The organism is Pseudomonas avellanae BPIC 631 (assembly GCF_000444135.1).
Classification (GTDB): Bacteria; Pseudomonadota; Gammaproteobacteria; order Pseudomonadales; family Pseudomonadaceae; genus Aquipseudomonas; species Aquipseudomonas avellanae.
In genome coordinates this window covers 1-18777 of sequence record NZ_ATDK01000013.1, presented here as the reverse complement: position 1 = coordinate 18777, position 18777 = coordinate 1, and the positions used below count along the sequence as shown (strand labels likewise).

Below are 18777 nucleotides of genomic sequence, written 5' to 3'. Positions count from 1 at the left end.
GGAGTGAATCATGCACGCCGTACAGCGCCAGATTGCTGAACAGCTCAAGGTCCAGCCACCTTTTGCGGACCAGAACGCGTTGCAGGCAGAAGTCGCCCGCCGCGTCGGCTTCATCAAGGATTGCCTGCAGAACGCTCGGTTGAAAACGCTGGTGCTGGGCATCAGCGGCGGCGTCGACTCGTTGACCGCCGGCCTGCTCGCCCAGCGCGCCGTCAAGGAATTGCGCGAGAGCACCGGTGATACCCGCTACCGCTTTATCGCTGTACGCCTGCCTTATGTGGTGCAGGCCGACGAGCACGAAGCTCAGGCGTCCGTCGATTTCATCGAGCCGGACGAGCGCCATACCATCAATATCGGCAGCAGCGTCAAGGCGCTGGCCGCTGAAGTGAAGGCGTTTGACGGGCTCCCGGCCAGCTCAGTGGATTTCGTACTCGGCAACACCAAAGCGCGCATGCGTATGGTTGCGCAGTACACCGTCGCCGGGGCCTATCAAGGGCTGGTGATCGGCACTGACCACGCCGCCGAGGCGGTCATGGGCTTTTTCACCAAGTTCGGTGACGGTGCCTGCGACCTGGCACCGCTGAGCGGCCTGGTGAAAAACCAGGTACGCGCCATCGCCCGCCATTTCGGCGCGCCGGAATCACTGGTGGAAAAAGTACCGACGGCCGACCTCGAAGACCTCTCCCCCGGCAAACCGGACGAAGCTTCGCACGGCGTGACCTACGCAGAGATCGACGCCTTCCTGCACGGCGAGCCGGTACGCGAAGAGGCGTTCCGGATCATTTGCGAAACCTACGCCAAGACCCAGCACAAACGCGAATTGCCGTATGCGCCTTGAGTAGCACGAGACCCCGTTCGACCTCAGGTGGAGCGGGGTTTCTGTGGGAGCGTCGCCCGGTCCGCTCCCACCGAATCATTCGAGTGTACGGAGCGAGAGGTGTCCAGGCGAACACTTATCATGCCGCATCTTGCTCCCACGGCCTTCGGCCAGAATCAAAAGCGGTCGCGTGTATACCGATGAGCGCTGGAGCGTGAGGAACGATAATCTCAACTATCGTGCGCGCTCCTCGCGCTGCTCAAGGGACCTGCCATTACTTGAGGGTCACGGCGCCTTTCATCATGCTGATGTGCCCCGGGAATGTGCAGAAGAATTGGTATTCCTCCGCTGGATCAAGCTTCGACACGTCAAACGTCACCGAGTCTTTCTCGCCAGCGCCGATGATTTTGGTGTGAGCGATGATGCGGCTGTCGTCCAGCTTCAGGTAATCCTTGTCGATGCCCACCGCCATGCCGTCGGTAACAATTGCCTGGGTATCAGACTTCTTGCTCAACACCCAGTTATGCCCCATGACGTTCTTCGGCAGGCTGCCGGAATGAGTCAGGTTAAGGGTGAATTCCTTGCAGCTCTTGTCGATCTGAATGGCCTTGGTGTCGTACATCATCTGATCGGTCGAATCGACTGTGGCCGAGCACTCGGCAGCCAACAACTGACCACTGGCCAACGACAACAGCGAAATCGCTACAAGCTTGCGAATCATTTGAATCTCCGGGGCAGGAATTTGATTAACGTAAAAACGGACGTAACAAGAGAGTGCCCGATCAGGGCGGGGGTTCCAAGGACATGAGTCAAATGGTCCCAGGGGCGCTTGCGATAAAGCGCCCTTTTGAAGAACGATTAGCGAGGGCCGGTAATTAAGCGCTGACAGGCATTACCGTCACCCGAACTTCAGGATCATGCGAGCCACCCCCCAGAATCACGCCGCGCAACGGCGACACGTCGGAGAAGTCACGGCCCCAGGCCAGGCTGATGTGTTCCAGCGCAGGCTGAACATTGTTGGTGGGGTCAAAATCGACCCAACCCGACGCCGGGCAGAACACCGAGACCCAGGCATGCGATGCATCGGCGCCGATCAGTCGTGGCTGGCCGGGTGGTGGCTGAGTCAGCAGGTAGCCACTCACGTAGCGCGCCGCCAAGCCACGAGAACGCAGGCACGCCAGCATCAGGTGGGCGAAGTCCTGACACACACCGCGGCGACTCTCCAGCACCTCGACCAACGGTGTAGCGACCTGAGTCGCTTCCTCATCGAAGGTAAACTCGTCGAAAATTTTCTCCATCAAGGCCTGCACACCCAGCAACAAAGGACGCCCTGCGGGAAAGCAATCCTGGGAGAACTCGACGAACGAGCGCTTCAAGTGCACATAGGGTGATTCAAAGCGATAGCGGCAGGCTTCAAGAATGTCCTCGGTCATCGGCTTGGCGCTGTAAGTCAGCGCATTGCGAGTGACTTCCCACTCCGGCGACAGGTTGAAATCCAGCAACGGCCGCTCCAGCACCTCGATGCGCAGCCGGGCATTGACCTGCAACTCGTCGTGCGGGCGCTCAAACGCCAGTCGGGTCAGCGGGTTGCCGAACACATCCAGCTCATCACGCCGCGTGGTGGGCGCAGGGAAAATCTCCAATGCCTGCTCGGTGCAACGCTGCCACGGACTGCTGCGCGGCCACAGGTGCGCCAGCTGCTGAGCCAGCGACACCGGGCTGTCGTACTTGTAATGCGTGTCGTGAAAAATCTGGTAGAAGGCGCTCATCAGACAGATACCGTGCGTTGGCTGACGTCATCGACGTGGGCGAAATGGCGCAGCGCCATACGATCAGAAGCCTGCCCGCTGCTGTCGCCGATGCTGTGCAGCAGATCAGCCAGACCGTCGAGCACCGCATCGATGCTGCTCTGACCAAACAGCGGGTTTTCCAGGCTGCCCAGATCGAATGCAGCCAGACGCTGAGCCAGCACCGCCAGGCTGTTATCGCGGGGCGCATCGAACTCGTCGTTCAGGCGGCGCAGCGAGCGTTGCACCAGCTTGAGCTGGAACAACACCGCATGCGGGTTTTGCTCATCAAGCAACAGCAGGTCCAGCACCGGAATCAGGTGCGGCACGGCCATGTAACGCGAGCGATAGGTGATGCTGCTGTTGCCCAGCTCCAGCAGCCATTCCAGCCCGGCCTGCTCCGACGCCACCGAACCGCGCAAAAACGCCGCCAGGCTGGTGCTGAGAAACTTCAGGCGCTCGATACGCCGCCCAATCATCAGAAAGCTCCAACCTTCGTCGCGGGTCATGTCGTCCAGCGCAAAACCGGACAGGGCCGCCAGCGACATCACCAGACGGTTGAGAAAATCCAGCAATTCGCCGAAATCCGGCTCTTCGGTTTCCAGGCTTAACGCTTCACGCTGCAACTCGACCAGCGCCTGCCAGTTTTCCCTTGAGAGCTTGCCACGCACTTGCGAGGCGGCCCACTGCAGGCGCTGCAAGTTGGAGCGCAGGCTGAACGGCCACTCGTCACCCAACAGGGCCACGAGCAGGCGATCCTTCAATTCTTCGTCTTCCTCGGCTTCGGGCAGCATGCCCAGGCTTTCCGCCAGTGCTACGGCTGCCTGCAACGCCAGCGGATCGTCATCATCGACATAGCGCGTCAGCATGATGCGCAGCAGACGGGCACTGTCGTCGCAGCGCTCGCAATAGCGCCCGAACCAGAACAGGTTCTCCACCACGCGCGACGGCAGGTAAGGGTCACGGCGGATCAGGTCGTAGACACCCAGCGCGCGCTGGCCTTTCCAGGGCTCGCCCAGGTGCGAGCGTTCGCCCAGCACCCACGTGTCTTTGCTCGCCCCGCCACGCTGCATCGACACCACGTCGGCATCGGCTTCGGCAGCAACGCGGGTCAAGCCGCCGGGCAACACGCGATAGCCATCAAGGCTGGCCACCGCGTAAACGCGCATGCCAATGGCACGGGGTTGCAAGCCGGTGCCATCGGCTTGTAATACCGGCGCGTGAGACAACTGCGCCAGCTCTTGAGCAACATAGGCGTAAGGACGCGATTGCATGCGCTGAGCGAGTGCGTTGCGCTGTTCTTCGTTCAGGTCGCGGCCGAACACCGGGGCGAAATGCTGCGAGGGAAATGCCGGTTTGATCAGCAGATCAGGCAGTTTCTCCAGCGCCTGCGCCAGCACGGTCGGCTCACCGCACCACCAGGTCGCAACGGACGGCAGGATCAGCTCTTCGCCAAACAGGTATTGGCTGATTTTCGGTAAAAAGCCCAGCAGACCAGGCGATTCGAGAACACCGCTGCCCAGGGCGTTGGCGACCAGCACGTTGCCTTGGCGCACGGCTTCCAGCAGCCCCGGCACGCCCAGCGCAGAATCGGTACGCAACTCCAGAGGATCGCAGAAGTCATCGTCCAGACGGCGCATGATCGCGTGAACCCGGCGCAGGCCGCTGAGGGTTTTCAGGTAGACAGTGGCATCACGCACGGTCAGATCGCCACCTTCGACCAGCGGATAACCCAACTGCCGAGCGAGGTACAGATGCTCGAAATAACTCTCGTTGAAACGTCCCGGCGTCAACAACACCACCAAAGGCGCTTCGCTGCTGGTCGGCGCCTGACGGGCCAAGGTCTGTTGCAGGGTGTCGAAAAAGCCCGACAGATGCCGCACTTGCAGGTCGCGATAGGTTTCCGGCAAGGCACGCGCGACGCTCTGGCGATTTTCCAGCGCATAACCGGCACCCGAGGGTGCCTGAGTGCGATCGGCAGTCACCCACCAACGCCCGTCCGGCGTGCGCGCCAGGTCTACGGCGTACATGTGCAGGAAGGTGCCCTCAGGTGGTTTGACGCCCTGGCACGGCCACAGAAAGTTGTTGTGGCCAAATACCAGCTCGGCGGGCAGCAAGCCATTGGCGATCAGCGTCTGCGGGCCATACAGGTCGGCGAGCACGGCGTTGAGCAGTCGTGCACGCTGGGCAATCCCTGCCGCCACATGCTGCCACTCATCCGCCGCAATAATGTGCGGCAACAGGTCCAGTTCCCACGGGCGATCAGCACCCTTGGGGTCGGCATAAACGTTGTAGGTGACGCCGTTTTCCTGAATCTGGCGGGTCAGCAAGGCCTGGCGCTGAATCAATTGCGCCGACGTGCTGCGCCGCAGGTGTTCGTACAGACGACGCCAGTGCGGGCGAACCGCGCCGTCGGCATCGAGCATTTCGTGGTAAGTACCCTCGGACAGCGGGTATTGGTCAAGCAGGTCGGGCATGGAAGGCTCGGCAGGCAACGTAAGGACTTCAGAGTAGTGCAGTCAGATGTCACGTCCGTGTGCATCTGACGCACAGAGCCACTGTTTTTAATGCAGACGCATATCCAGCGTCATCGGCAGCTCGTCGTTAATGTTGAGCGACGGGACGGTCAGTTTGCCGGGCGTGTGACCGATGCGGAAGAAACGTGATAGGCGACGGCTTTCCGCTTCGTTGGCGTTGACCGGCAAGGTTTCGTAGTTACGACCGCCCGGGTGGGCGACATGATACTCGCAGCCGCCCAGTGAGCGGTGCATCCAGGTGTCGAGCAGATCAAATACCAGCGGTGCATGCACGCCGATGGTCGGTTGCAGGCAGTTGGCTGGCTGCCAGGCGCGATAACGCACGCCGGCGACAAACTCACCGACCCGACCGGTGGCTTGCAGCGGCACCGGGATGCCATTGCAAGTCAGCAGATAACGCTGCGGCGGCAGGCCGCTGATGTGCACCTGCAGACGCTCCAGCGACGAATCGACATAGCGCACCGCACCACCGGCCGAGCCTTCTTCGCCCAGTACGTGCCAAGGCTCCAGCGCCTGACGCAGTTCCAGTTCGATGCCGTTGACGGCGTAATCGCCGACTTTGGGGAAGCGGAACTCCAGATGCGCGGCGAACCAGTCGGCCTGCACCGGATAACCCGCCGAGTTGAGGTCGGCGACCACGTCGGCGAAATCCTGCTCGATGAAGTGCGGCAACATGAAGCGGTCGTGCAGCTGCGTACCCCAGCGCGCCAGTTTGGCCGGTGCGTAGGGTTCACGCCAGAAACGTGCGACCAGTGCCCGCAGCAGCAATTGCTGGGCGAGGCTCATGCGTGCGTGGGGCGGCATCTCGAAGGCGCGCAGCTCCAGCAAGCCCAGACGCCCGGTCGCGCCATCCGGCGAATACAGTTTGTCGATGCAGAATTCGGCTCGATGGGTGTTGCCGGTGACGTCGATCAACAGGTTGCGCAATAAGCGATCGATGACCCACGGCGCGACTTCTTCGCCGGGCTCGGGCATTTGCGCGAAGGCAATTTCCATCTCGTAGAGCGAGTCGTTGCGCGCCTCATCGACGCGCGGTGCCTGAGAAGTCGGCCCGATGAACAGGCCGGAAAACAGGTACGACAGCGAGGGGTGGTTGTGCCAGTAGCTGAGCAGGCTGCGCAGCAGGTCCGGGCGGCGCAGAAACGGTGAGTCCGCAGGCGTCGCCCCGCCGAGCACGAAGTGGTTGCCACCACCGGTGCCGGTGTGACGGCCGTCGATCATGAACTTCTCGGTGGTCAGGCGCGTTTGACGGGCCTGTTCGTACAGAAACTCGGTGCGCTCGACCAGTTCGCCCCAACTGGCAGACGGCTGCACGTTGACTTCAATGACGCCAGGATCAGGCGTGATGCGGAAGTTGCACAGGCGCGGATCGCTCGGCGGCTCGTAGCCTTCCAGCAGGATCGGGCATTGCAGCTCTTCGGCGGTCGCTTCGATCACGGCAACCAGTTCAAGGTATTCCTCAAGCTTTTGCAGCGGCGGCATGAACAGGTACAGACGACCATTACGCGCCTCGGCACACAGCGCCGTCCGGGTCAGCCAGTCGGCAGACTCATCCAGCTTGGGCTCGCGTTCAGCATCCGCATTCTCAGGCGTGAGCTGCGAGGTCAGCGAGTCGCTGTCGGCCAGCTCGGGGAAGTCCTGGTTATGGTCAGTCGGATGAATGAACGGGTACTCCGCAGCCTTGACCCAAGGTTGCGACGCCAGTGGCAAGCGGTAGCCCAGCGCAGAATCGCCAGGCACCAGACGGCAGTGCTCATCGCGCAGATACCAGCGGCCGCTCTGCCAATTTTCACCTTTTGCGCTACGGGCCAGCGGCAGGACCTGACCAATCATCTTGTCCAGTCCTTGCGCGAAGACCTTACGCAGGCGTGCCCGTTCCAGCTCGTCGCCGAGCCGTGAATCTTCGGCGGTCACGTTCACCGGCAGCGCACCTTCGCGCCACAGGTAGTAAAAGTTGTCTTCGTAGGCCGGAAAGACAAAACGCTCCGGCAGCTTCAGACGCTCGGCTACGCTGGCGAGGAAACGCCCGGCCAGCTCGCCGGTCGCGCCATAGTCCTGCGTTTCATCCGCAATCAGCGCGTTGTTGTGCCAGACCGGCTTGCCGTCCTTACGCCAGAAGCAGTTCAGCGACCAGCGCGGCAGTTGCTCGCCCGGATACCACTTGCCCTGACCAAAATGCACGATGCCCAGCGGCGCGTAATGTGCGCGCATACGCTGAAACAGGTCGGCGGACAGCTCGCGCTTGCGAGGGCCCAGTGCGGCGGTGTTCCACTCAGGACCATCGCGATCATCGATGGAGACGAACGTCGGCTCGCCGCCCATGGTCAGGCGCACGTCGTCGCGCACCAGATCAGCGTCGATCTGCCGGCCGAGGGCCTGGATGTCCTGCCATTGTTCTTCGGTGTAGGGCTTGGTGACGCGCGGCGCCTCCCAGATGCGCTCGACCGACATTTCGTGGCTGAATTCGGTTTCGCACGGCTCGACCAGCCCGCTGATCGGCGCGGCGGAGGACGGCTCCGGGCTGCACGCCAGCGGAATGTGCCCTTCGCCTGCGAACAGCCCGGACGTGGCGTCCAGCCCGACCCAGCCCGCGCCCGGCAGATACACCTCGCACCAGGCGTGCAGATCGGTGAAATCGACGTCGGTGCCGGACGGCCCGTCCAGCGCCTCGACATCAGCCTTGAGCTGAATCAGGTAGCCCGACACAAACCGTGCAGCCATGCCCAGATGACGCAGCAGTTGCACCAGCAGCCAGGCCGAATCGCGGCAGGAGCCCGAGGCGTTTTCCAGGGTGAATTCCGGGGTCTGTACACCGGGCTCCATACGGATCAGGTAATCGACGTCCTGGCTCAGGCGCTGGTTGAGGCCGACCAGAAAGTCGATGGCCGACATCGGCACGCGGCTGATGCTGTCCAGGTAGGCTTTGAACCTTGGCGTCAGCGGCAGTTTTTCCAGGTACGGCGCCAGTTCGCGCTGCTCTTCGCTGGCATACGTGAAGGGGATGTTCTCGGCGTACGGTTCCAGAAAGAAGTCGAACGGGTTGAACACCGCCATTTCGGCGACCAGATCAACCTCGACACGGAATTCGTTGGTCTTTTCGGGGAAGACCAGACGCGCCAGGTAGTTGCCCTGAGGGTCCTGTTGCCAGTTGATGAAGTGGTTTTCAGGCAGGACTTTTAGTGAATACGACAGCACGCGGGTGCGGCTGTGGGCGGCCGGGCGCAGGCGAACGATCTGAGGACCCAGTTCGACCGCGCGTTCGTAGCGATAATGCGTGACATGGTGCAAGGCAATATGAATCGACACGGCGTGCCTCCTGCGAGCCTGAACGGTAATTGAGCCGCGCAAGACTTATGCCATCCGGTCAAAGTCATGCGCCAACGAGAGTGGCATTGCCCGCCTGACCAGGCGAGGCACCAAAATCGTGCCAGCCGAAGCCGACGGTGCAAGGGTTGCACAGTAATAAGGCAGACAGTGTGGCAGAGGGATTGAATGGGGGGTGAAGAATTGTGAAGCCGTTTGGATACGCATGCAGCGCGTTGCAGGCGTGTGATGCGCAGCTTCATCAAGGAGCGTGAGGAACGATAATCCCCACTATCGTGCGACGCTCCGCGTCGCATGCAGTTCTGGATGCTCTGCGTCCGATCTTTAATGTGCAGTGCGGCGCAGATCTGTGACGCGGAGCGTCACGCAATGCATTCCGACGCTGGAGCGTGCGCAACGATAATCTCAACTATCGTGCGACGCTCTGCGTCTGCTCAGATTCCCCGTGTCAGCGCGGCACCACTGGCTTGCGCTTCGGCGGCTTGGGGCCTTTGCCTTTGGCTGCATCCATGCGTTCCTTGGCGGCCTGCTTGTTGCGCGCCATTGCGGCGGCCTTGGCTTCTTCGCGCTTGTCCCACGGCTTGCTGCCATCGCTGCCACGCGGCGGCAGGCCAGTATGCTGGGTCTGGATAAGCGTGGTTTTAGGGTCCTTGCCCACCTTGTGGCTGCCCGCTGGTGTCGAGTTCTTGCGACGGGCACTCTGGTAGGTGTCAGTCGCTGGCTGATGCAGCGGGATCAACTGATCCTTGCCCGGCCCGATCAGGTCGGTACGGCCCATGCGCTCCAGCGCTGCACGCAGCATCGGCCAGCCTTTGGGGTCGTGATAGCGCAGGAAAGCCTTGTGCAGGCGACGCTGCTCTTCGCTCTTCACAATCGTGACGGCGTCACTCTTGTAAGTGACCTTGCGCAGCGGGTTCTTGCCCGAGTGGTACATGGCCGTGGCAGTCGCCATTGGCGAGGGGTAGAACGCCTGCACCTGATCCGCGCGGAAACCGTTGCCCTTGAGCCACAGCGCCAGGTTCATCATGTCTTCATCGGTCGTGCCTGGATGGGCGGCGATGAAGTAAGGAATCAGGTACTGCTCCTTGCCTGCTTCCTTGGTGTACTTTTCGAACATGCGCTTGAACTTGTCATAGCTGCCAATGCCCGGCTTCATCATCTGATTGAGCGGACCTTCCTCGGTGTGTTCCGGGGCAATCTTCAGGTAACCACCGACGTGGTGGGTGACCAGCTCCTTGACGTATTCCGGCGACTCGACCGCCAAGTCATAGCGCAGGCCGGAAGCGATGAGGATTTTCTTCACCCCCGGCAAGGCGCGGGCACTGCGATACAGCTGGATCAGCGACGAGTGGTCGGTGTTCAGGTTCGGGCAGATGCCAGGGAATACGCAGGACGGCTTGCGACAGGCCGACTCGATTTCCGGGCTTTTGCAGGCGATGCGATACATGTTCGCGGTCGGCCCGCCCAGGTCGGAGATGACGCCGGTAAAGCCTGGCACCTTGTCGCGGATCTCTTCGATTTCGCGAATGATCGACTCTTCCGAACGGTTCTGGATGATCCGGCCTTCGTGCTCGGTGATCGAGCAGAATGTGCAGCCGCCGAAGCAGCCGCGCATGATGTTCACCGAGAAACGGATCATGTCGTAGGCAGGAATCTTTTCCTTGCCGTACGCAGGGTGCGGAACGCGCGCGTAAGGCATACCGAACACGTAGTCCATTTCGTCGGTGGTCATCGGAATCGGCGGAGGGTTGAACCAGACGTCGACTTCACCGTGCTTCTGCACCAGCGCACGGGCGTTGCCCGGGTTGGTTTCCAGGTGCAACACGCGGTTGGCGTGGGCATACAGCACAGCGTCGTTGCGAACCTTTTCCACCGATGGCAGACGGATGACCGTTTTGTCACGGGTCATGCGCGGGATGGCAAGAATCTGCACCACCTTGGCTTCGTTGGGGTCTTCGACGTTGCCTTTTTCCTGCTCGATGGCGCAGGCCTGGGTGTCCTGGGTGTTGACGTACGGGTTGATGATCTTGTCGACCTTGCCCGGACGGTCGATACGCGTCGAGTCGACTTCGTACCAGCCCTGCGGCGTGTCGCGACGGATGAACGCGGTGCCGCGTACATCGGTGATGTCTTCGATCTTGTGGCCATAGGACAGACGCTGGGCGACTTCGACAATGGCCCGCTCGGCGTTGCCGTAGAGCAGGATGTCGGCGCAGGCGTCGATCAGGATCGAGTTGCGGACCTTGTCCTGCCAGTAGTCATAGTGCGCAATGCGACGCAGCGAGGCTTCGATGCCGCCCAGCACGATAGGTACGTGCTTGTAGGCTTCCTTGCAGCGCTGGCTGTAGACCAGACTCGCGCGGTCCGGACGCTTGCCGGCCATGCCGCCGGGCGTGTAGGCGTCATCGGAACGGATTTTCTTGTCGGCAGTGTAGCGGTTGATCATCGAGTCCATGTTGCCGGCAGCGACACCGAAAAACAGATTCGGCTCGCCAAGCTTCATGAAGTCTTCTTTGGACTGCCAGTTGGGCTGCGCGATGATCCCGACCCGAAAGCCCTGGGATTCAAGCAGACGGCCGATGATCGCCATGCCGAAAGACGGGTGATCCACATACGCATCACCGGTGACGATGATGATGTCGCAGGAATCCCAGCCAAGCAGATCCATTTCTTCCCGGCTCATGGGCAGGAAAGGTGCTGGCCCGAAACATTCGGCCCAGTACTTGGGATAGTCAAATAACGGCTTGGCTGATTGCATGTTCAGGACCTACGTTTGCACGTTGGAAAAATCGCGGACGCGGAATATAGCACATTTTTTGATCAAGTCCGACGGCAATGGTCGGATTTGAGTGCTCGAATTTGATGACTCAACCCCGGATCAATCGTCGTCGAAGTTGTAACTGCCCGGCGCCAGGTTCTCGAAGCGCGTGTATTTGCCGATAAACGCCAGGCGCGTGGTGCCGATAGGGCCGTTACGCTGCTTGCCGATGATGATCTCGGCAATGCCCTTGTGCTCGGTTTCCGGGTGATACACCTCGTCACGGTAAACGAACATGATGACGTCGGCATCCTGCTCGATGGCTCCGGATTCCCGGAGGTCGGAGTTGATCGGGCGTTTGTTCGGGCGCTGCTCCAGCGAGCGGTTGAGCTGCGAGAGGGCAATGACCGGGCAGTTGAATTCCTTGGCCAGTGCTTTCAACGAGCGGGAAATCTCGGAAATCTCGTTGGTACGGTTGTCGCCGCTGGAACCGGGAATCTGCATCAACTGCAGGTAGTCGATCATGATCATGCCGATTTCGCCGTGCTCGCGGACGATACGGCGCGTGCGCGCACGCATTTCCGACGGGCTGATGCCAGCGGTGTCGTCGATGAACAGCTTGCGGTCGTTGAGCAGGTTGACCGCAGAGGTCAGACGCGGCCAGTCATCGTCGTCCAGGCGACCGGCACGCACCTTGGTCTGGTCGATACGCCCCAGCGACGACAACATACGCATGATCAGCGATTCGCCTGGCATCTCCAGCGAGTAGACCAGCACCACCTTGTCGCTGCGTAACACGGCGTTTTCGACCAGGTTCATCGCGAAAGTGGTTTTACCCATCGACGGACGACCGGCGACGATGATCAGGTCAGCCGGCTGCAGGCCGCTGGTTTTTTCATCAAGGTCGGTGTAACCGGTGGACAGGCCGGTGATGGCGTTGTCGCTGTTGAACAGGGTGTCGATACGGTCGATGGCTTTGGTCAGCAGGTCATTGACGCTGACCGGGCCGCCGGTCTTGGGCCGTGCTTCGGCGATCTGGAAGATCTGCCGTTCGGCTTCGTCAAGAATTTCTTCGGCGGTGCGCCCTTCAGGGTTGAAGGCGCTGTCGGCAATTTCGGTGCTGATGCCGATCAGCTGCCGCAACGTGGCCCGCGCACGGACGATCTGCGCATAGGCCTTGATGTTGGCCACAGAGGGCGTGTTTTTCGCCAGCTCACTGAGGTAGCCCAGGCCACCGACCTGCGAGGTCTGCCCTTCCTTGTCCAGTTGCTCGGCCAGCGTGACCACGTCGATCGGGCTGTTCTGATCCGCCAGCTTGGCAATGGCACGGAAAATCAGGCGGTGGTCATGTCGATAGAAATCCCCGTCAGAGACTTGATCGAGCACCCGCTCCCAGGCGTTGTTGTCCAGCATCAGACCACCGAGCACAGCCTGTTCGGCCTCGATGGAATGCGGCGGCACCTTCAGGGCAGCGGTTTGCAGATCGTATTGCTCGGGGGCGGATATATCGTTCATGGCCACTTTAATTCGGGGTTTGCAGAATGGGGATGGCACAAAGACAAAGGGCACGACCTGTAAACAGGATCGTGCCCGATGTTAATCCTCTGACGGCAATGCCGCCAGACGATTCAGTACTGCTTAAGCAGCCACTACGACAACGCGTACGGTCGCTTCTACGTCGCTGTGCAGGTGCACGGCTACGTCGAATTCGCCAACGTTGCGGATAGTGCCGTTCGGCAGACGAACTTCGCTTTTTGCAACTTCAACGCCAGAGGCGGTCAGTGCATCAGCGATGTCGTGGGTGCCGATCGAACCGAACAGCTTGCCTTCGTCACCAGCGGTGGCAGTGATAGTCACTTCCAGCTCAGCCAGTTGGGCAGCGCGAGTTTCGGCAGATGCTTTTTTGTCTGCAGCCAGTTTTTCCAGCTCGGCACGACGCTCTTCAAACGCAGCCACGTTGGCAGCGGTTGCAGCGGTTGCTTTGCCGTAAGGCAGCAGGTAGTTACGACCGTAACCGGCCTTAACGTTTACTTTGTCGCCCAGGTTGCCCAGGTTGGCGACTTTTTCCAGAAGGATCAGTTGCATGTGGAAATCCTCTTAACTTTTAACCTTCACCGTTCGCAGGACCATTGCCGGAATCTTTCGGACTCCGGCGACCGCGAAAATCAATCAGGCTGTCGACGATGGCAATTACCACGAGCAACGGATAGATCAGTTGCATGAACACCAGCAGCGTGATGTACATCCCCACCAGCCAGAACCGGGCAAGACGCTTTTCAGCGACCAGTCCGTGAATCAGGGCCAGCCCGGCAAACACCAGCGGCACGCTGCACAGCGGGGTCAGCATCGCTATTTGCGGACCGAAATTCGGCCCCACCAACATGCACGCCAACAGCGCCAACGCAGGCACCAGTGGAAGCTTCACGGCGCGAAATTCACGCCCGAAACCGCCCGGGTTGTACAACATCGCTTGCCAGTACCGCCCGATAATCAGGCACAGCACACTGACGATTTGCAACACAGCCGCTATCAGGCCATTCAGGACGGGGGCAATCAGTGCTCCCAGACGCGCTCGCTCTTCTACGTTCAATTGCTCGTAGAGCCCGGCCAGCATTGTCGGCAGATGTTTCTGCAACTCCTGCGACATTGCTTCCAGAGGTTCGCGAAAAACCGTGCCCAGAATTACTGCATACACCACACCCAACGCCACGCTGACCAGCAGCACGCGGACCCAGGACTCGCTGGCACGCAAAACCATTGCCAAACTCAGCGAACCCGCCAGCACCATGGCTGTACGAGGCTCGCCGAAATACCACCAGACCAAAGCCGGCAGCAGAGCCCAGGACAGGACACCAACGGCATCACTGAACCCGCGTCGCAGGAGCACAAGGCACCCTGCGGCAGCACTCAACCAGAACAACAGCGGCAATGCCGCACATCCAGCCACTACGAGAGTGGCCTGCATACGGCCGCGCATGATGAATTCAGCCAGGGCACGCATGCTTTCTATCCTTTGTTACGTTTTGTCGACTACCTGGTCTCAGCGGCCGTGGCTGTCGGTGTAGGCCAGCAGGGCCAGGAAGCGGGCACGCTTGATAGCGGTGGCCAGCTGACGCTGATAACGTGCTTTAGTACCAGTGATGCGGCTTGGAACGATTTTGCCGGTCTCGGATACGTAGGCTTTCAGAGTGTTGAGATCTTTGTAATCGATCTCTTTGACGTCTTCAGCGGTGAAGCGGCAGAATTTACGACGACGGAAGAAACGTGCCATGTAATTGGCTCCTCAAAAGGTCCGTGGATTACTCGTCAGCGTTATCGCTAACGTCGCTGTTGTCGCCGTCATCGCCATCGGCGCTGTCGGAGTGCTCAGGACGGTCACGGCGCTCACTGCGGTTCTCTTCAGCCTTGAGCATCTCGGACTGGCCAGTTACGGCTTCGTCGCGACGGATGACCAGGTTACGGATCACAGCATCGTTGTAACGGAAGTTGTCTTCCAGCTCGGCCAAGGCCTTGCCAGTGCACTCAACGTTCAGCATCACGTAGTGAGCCTTGTGAACATTGTTGATTGCATAGGCCAGTTGACGACGACCCCAATCTTCCAGACGGTGGATTTTGCCGCCGTCTTCTTCGATCAGCTTGGTGTAACGCTCTACCATGCCGCCGACTTGCTCGCTTTGATCCGGGTGGACCAAAAAGATAATTTCGTAATGACGCATGAATGCTCCTTACGGGTTGTAGCCTGCCGCTCAAATAGCGGTCAGACAAGGAGTGAAGACACTGTTGGTCTTGCTCAGGGACAGGCACATTCGCGCCTGCCGTGACAGCAAGGGGCGCAATTGTAGAGAAGGCAGCTGCAAGCTGCAAGTGAAAAGCGGCAAGCAAAAGCAAGCAGCTTGAGGCTTTCCACTTGTAGCTTGTAGCTAAACCGCTTAGGGCTTCCGCTTCGCGGAGCGCTGACGCAGCGCTTCAAACAGGCACACGCCGGTCGCGACCGACACATTGAGGCTGCTGACGCTGCCCGCCATCGGCAGGCGCACAAGGTAATCGCAGTGCTCGCGAGTCAGGCGACGCATGCCTTTGCCTTCCGCACCCATGATGATGATCGTCGGGCCAGTCAGGTCCTGCTGATACAGCTCGACCTCGGCCTCGCCTGCTGTACCGACAACCCACAAGCCGCGCTGCTGAAGTTTTTCCAGTGTGCGGGCCAGGTTGGTCACGGCCACCAGAGGAATCACTTCCGCAGCGCCGCAGGCGACTTTTCGCACAGCAGGTGTCAAGGTTGCGGACTTGTCCTTGGGTACGATGACAGCCAGTGCGCCGGCCGCATCGGCAGTACGCAGGCAAGCGCCCAGGTTATGCGGATCAGTCACGCCATCAAGCACCAGCAGCAACGGCGGGCCCTCGCTGCGGTCCAGCAGCTCATCAAGCATTGCCTCGCCCCAGACCTGGCTCGGGCTGACGTCGGCGACCACGCCCTGATGCACGCCTTCAACCCAGGCGTCCATTTCGCGACGCTCGGCCTGACCGATAGTCACGCGATTTTCGCTCGCGAGTGCGACCAGCGTCTGAACACGAGGGTCATTACGACCCTCTGCCAGCCAGATGTGCTTGACGCGCTTGGGGTGATGACGAAGCAAAGCTTCTACGGCGTGCACGCCGTAGATTTTTTCCAGCTGACTCATGACTTGGCCTTGGGTTTACGAGCGCCACTGCTTTTTGCAGCTGGCGCGGAGCCCGCTTTGGGCGGGCCTTTACGATGTTTACTGGCCGGCTTGCTCGACGAAGGAGCAGAACCCGACCTGTCAGGCTTTCCCGACGACGCCTTGCTACCACCCTTCGCGTCAGCCAGAAGCGCTTTTTTCAGTTCGCGGCTTTTACGCACTTCTGCGTTTTTCGCCGCCGCATCGCTCGGGCGATACGCTTCGGAACTGCTCTCCTTGGCAGACGTGGTACGGCGACCGGACTTGGCAGGAGCCTTTTCCTTTTCAGCCGGCGCTGCAGCAGCAGGTGGCGCAGCGTTGTGACCCTGACGCTTGCGACCGACCGGGGTTGCTGCCGCGGCCGTCTCGGAGATTTCGAAATCGATCTTGCGCTCATCCAGATCGACACGCATGACGCGCACTTCAACGGTGTCGCCCAAGCGGAAGTTACGCCCGGTACGCTCGCCGGCAAGGCGGTGATGCAGCGGATCGAAATGGTAGTAATCACCCGGCAGAGCCGTGACGTGGACCAGACCTTCGACATAGATGTCGGTCAGTTCGACAAACAGACCAAAACCGGTCACGGCCGTGATCACGCCCGGGAACGACTCGCCAACGCGATCCTTCATGTACTCGCACTTGAGCCAGTTGACCACGTCACGCGTGGCTTCATCGGCACGGCGCTCGCTCATCGAGCATTGTTCACCCAACTGGTCGAGCAGTGCGTCGTCGTACGGGTAGATGCGCGCCTTCGGAATCGTCGCAGCGCCAGCAAGGCGGACGTGCGGGGTGTCCTGCCTGGAGCGGATAACGCTGCGGATCGCACGGTGCGTCAGCAGATCCGGATAACGACGGATCGGCGACGTGAAGTGCGTATACGCCTCGTAATTCAGACCGAAGTGACCGTTGTTGTCCGAGCTGTAGACAGCCTGACTCAACGAACGCAGCATCACGGTCTGGATAAGGTGGTAGTCAGGTCGATCGCGAACGGTTTCAAGCAACGCCTGATAATCCTTCGGCGTAGGGCCGTCCTTGCCTTTGTGCAGGCTCAGACCCAGCTCACCCAGGAACGCGCGCAGTTTTTCCAGACGCTCCGGCGGCGGACCATCGTGAACGCGGTACAGCGCAGGAATTTCATGCTTCTTCAAGAACTGCGCGGTGGCCACGTTGGCAGCCAGCATGCACTCTTCAATCAGTTTGTGAGCATCGTTACGGGTGGTCGGACGGATTTCGGCAATCTTGCGCTCGGAGCCGAAGATGATCCGGGTTTCCTGAGTTTCGAAATCGATCGCGCCACGCACGTGACGCGCACCCAGCAACACCTTGTACATCGCGTAAAGCTGCTTGAGGTGCGGAACCACATCGCCGTATTCGCCGCGCAGGCTTTTCGCCTCGGCGGTTTTCGGCTGCTCCAGAATCGTGCTGACCTTGTTGTAGGTCAGGCGGGCATGGGAATGAATGATGCCTTCGTAGAAGACGTAGTCAGTCATCTCGCCGGTCTTGGAGATGGTCATCTCGCAGACCATTGCCAGACGATCGACATGCGGGTTCAGCGAGCACAGGCCGTTGGACAACTGCTCAGGCAGCATTGGCACGACGCGCTCGGGGAAGTACACCGAGTTGCCACGAACCTGGGATTCTGCATCCAGCGCGGAACCGATCTTCACGTAGCTCGATACGTCGGCAATCGCCACGTAAAGCTTCCAGCCACCGGAGAACAAGCGCAGCTTGCCCGGCTTGGCTTCGCAATAAACCGCATCGTCGAAGTCGCGAGCGTCTTCGCCGTCGATGGTCACGAAAGGCAGGTGGCGCAGGTCTACGCGGTTTTCCTTGTCCTTCTCTTCGACTTCCGGCTTGAGCTTGGCAGCCTCCTTGAGGACGGCTTCTGGCCATACGTGCGGGATATCGTACGTGCGCAGCGCGACGTCGATTTCCATGCCCGGCGCCATGTAGTTGCCAACCACTTCGACCACGTCACCTTGCGGCTGGAAGCGCGGGGTTGGCCAGTGAGTGATTTTCACCTCTACGAACTGACCAATCTTGGCGCTGTTGTTACGACCCGGCGTGACCAGCACTTCCTGCTGGATTTTCGGGTTATCGGGCACAACAAAACCAATGCCGCTTTCTTCGAAATAGCGACCCACGATGGTTTCATGAGCCCGCGAGATCACTTCGACGATCACGCCTTCGCGACGACCACGGCGATCAAGACCGGAAACCCGCGCCAGCGCCCGATCACCGTCGAACACCAGACGCATTTGCGCCGGGCTCATGAACAGGTCATCGGAGCCGTCATCGGGGACCAGGAAACCGAAACCGTCACGGTGGCCGGAGATACGGCCAAGGATCAGGTCCAGTTTGTCCACCGGCGCGTAAGTGCCGCGACGGGTGTAGATCAATTGGGCGTCGCGTTCCATAGCACGAAGGCGACGGCGCAGGGCCTCGAATTGATCTTCGGTGGTCAAGCCGAATTCTTCGACCAGTTGCTCGCGACTTGCCGGCGAACCGCGCTCGGCAAGGTGCTGCAAGATCAGCTCGCGGCTGGGAATAGGGTTTTCGTATTTTTCCGCTTCACGAGCGGCCTCGGGATCGAGGGACTGCCAATCGGCCATTAGATAGTTTTCACCTTGTATATATAGGGGTTAGTTTGGCATAGACCTCATGAAACGGGAAATTTCACGCTCAAACCACCCGACAAAAAGCCTGCCTGACCACGCTGTAACACCCGAAACACGCCGCTCGCGATTTTTTTCGCCTTTTTTCACTGCCGGGGTTTACAGCCTAAAAAGCGCTCCGTATAGTGCGCGCCATCGGCAGGCTGATGCCTTCCGATACTGCCCAGATGGTGAAATTG

General features: G+C 60.2%; 13 protein-coding genes. 1 reads left to right on the top strand and 12 read right to left on the bottom strand.

The annotated features are described in order from the left end of the window. Positions 1-10 precede the first annotated feature (10 nt). Positions 11-838: an ammonia-dependent NAD(+) synthetase gene (nadE, locus tag DW49_RS0100655; protein WP_005620808.1), complete on the top strand. Its 828-nt coding sequence runs from the start codon at positions 11-13 to the stop codon at positions 836-838. Positions 839-1091: 253 nt separating this feature from the next. Here the strand turns inward: nadE and azu are convergent, their stop codons facing one another. The 12 genes from azu to rnr all read right to left on the bottom strand — a co-directional run bounded on the left by azu (position 1092) and on the right by rnr (position 18535). After that, positions 1092-1538: an azurin gene (gene azu, locus DW49_RS0100650; protein ID WP_005620810.1), complete on the bottom strand. Its 447-nt coding sequence runs from the start codon at positions 1536-1538 to the stop codon at positions 1092-1094. A 154-nt stretch (positions 1539-1692) separates the two neighbouring features. Beyond that, the gene (locus tag DW49_RS0100645) at positions 1693-2586 is read right to left on the bottom strand and encodes a transglutaminase family protein (RefSeq protein WP_005620812.1); all 894 of its coding nucleotides are present in this window, start codon (positions 2584-2586) and stop codon (positions 1693-1695) included. Next, positions 2586-5081: a circularly permuted type 2 ATP-grasp protein gene (locus DW49_RS0100640; RefSeq protein WP_024421054.1), complete on the bottom strand. Its 2496-nt coding sequence runs from the start codon at positions 5079-5081 to the stop codon at positions 2586-2588. Before DW49_RS0100640 ends, DW49_RS0100645 begins: the two co-directional genes overlap by 1 nt. Positions 5082-5168: 87 nt before the next feature. Continuing rightward, positions 5169-8447 carry a transglutaminase family protein gene (locus DW49_RS0100635; RefSeq protein WP_024420788.1) on the bottom strand — a complete coding sequence of 1093 codons (3279 nt, stop codon included), beginning with the start codon at positions 8445-8447 and terminating at the stop codon, positions 5169-5171. Positions 8448-8913: 466 nt separating this feature from the next. Continuing rightward, positions 8914-11223 carry a YgiQ family radical SAM protein gene (locus DW49_RS0100630; protein WP_005620816.1) on the bottom strand — a complete coding sequence of 770 codons (2310 nt, stop codon included), beginning with the start codon at positions 11221-11223 and terminating at the stop codon, positions 8914-8916. Positions 11224-11343: 120 nt separating this feature from the next. Beyond that, complete coding sequence (gene dnaB / locus DW49_RS0100625; protein WP_003380723.1) at positions 11344-12738, bottom strand: replicative DNA helicase; 1395 nt, start codon at positions 12736-12738, stop codon at positions 11344-11346. A 123-nt stretch (positions 12739-12861) separates the two neighbouring features. Further along, a complete protein-coding gene (rplI, locus tag DW49_RS0100620; RefSeq protein ID WP_003317208.1) occupies positions 12862-13308 on the bottom strand; it encodes a 50S ribosomal protein L9 in 447 nt (148 codons plus the stop codon). A 19-nt stretch (positions 13309-13327) separates the two neighbouring features. Next, the gene (locus tag DW49_RS0100615) at positions 13328-14224 is read right to left on the bottom strand and encodes a YybS family protein (RefSeq protein WP_005620823.1); all 897 of its coding nucleotides are present in this window, start codon (positions 14222-14224) and stop codon (positions 13328-13330) included. 39 nt (positions 14225-14263) lie between these two features. Further along, on the bottom strand, positions 14264-14494 hold the full coding sequence (rpsR, locus tag DW49_RS0100610; protein ID WP_002551829.1) for a 30S ribosomal protein S18: 231 nt from the start codon (positions 14492-14494) through the stop codon (positions 14264-14266). 28 nt (positions 14495-14522) lie between these two features. Continuing rightward, positions 14523-14939, bottom strand: a complete 417-nt coding sequence (rpsF, locus tag DW49_RS0100605) for a 30S ribosomal protein S6 (RefSeq protein ID WP_005620858.1) — start codon at positions 14937-14939, stop codon at positions 14523-14525. A 213-nt stretch (positions 14940-15152) separates the two neighbouring features. Beyond that, entirely contained in the window at positions 15153-15905 is a 753-nt protein-coding gene (gene rlmB / locus DW49_RS0100600; RefSeq protein ID WP_005620859.1) for a 23S rRNA (guanosine(2251)-2'-O)-methyltransferase RlmB, read from the bottom strand. Continuing rightward, on the bottom strand, positions 15902-18535 hold the full coding sequence (gene rnr / locus DW49_RS0100595) for a ribonuclease R (protein WP_024420792.1): 2634 nt from the start codon (positions 18533-18535) through the stop codon (positions 15902-15904). The genes rlmB and rnr overlap by 4 nt, the downstream gene beginning before the upstream one ends. Between the last annotated feature and the right edge of the window lie 242 nt (positions 18536-18777).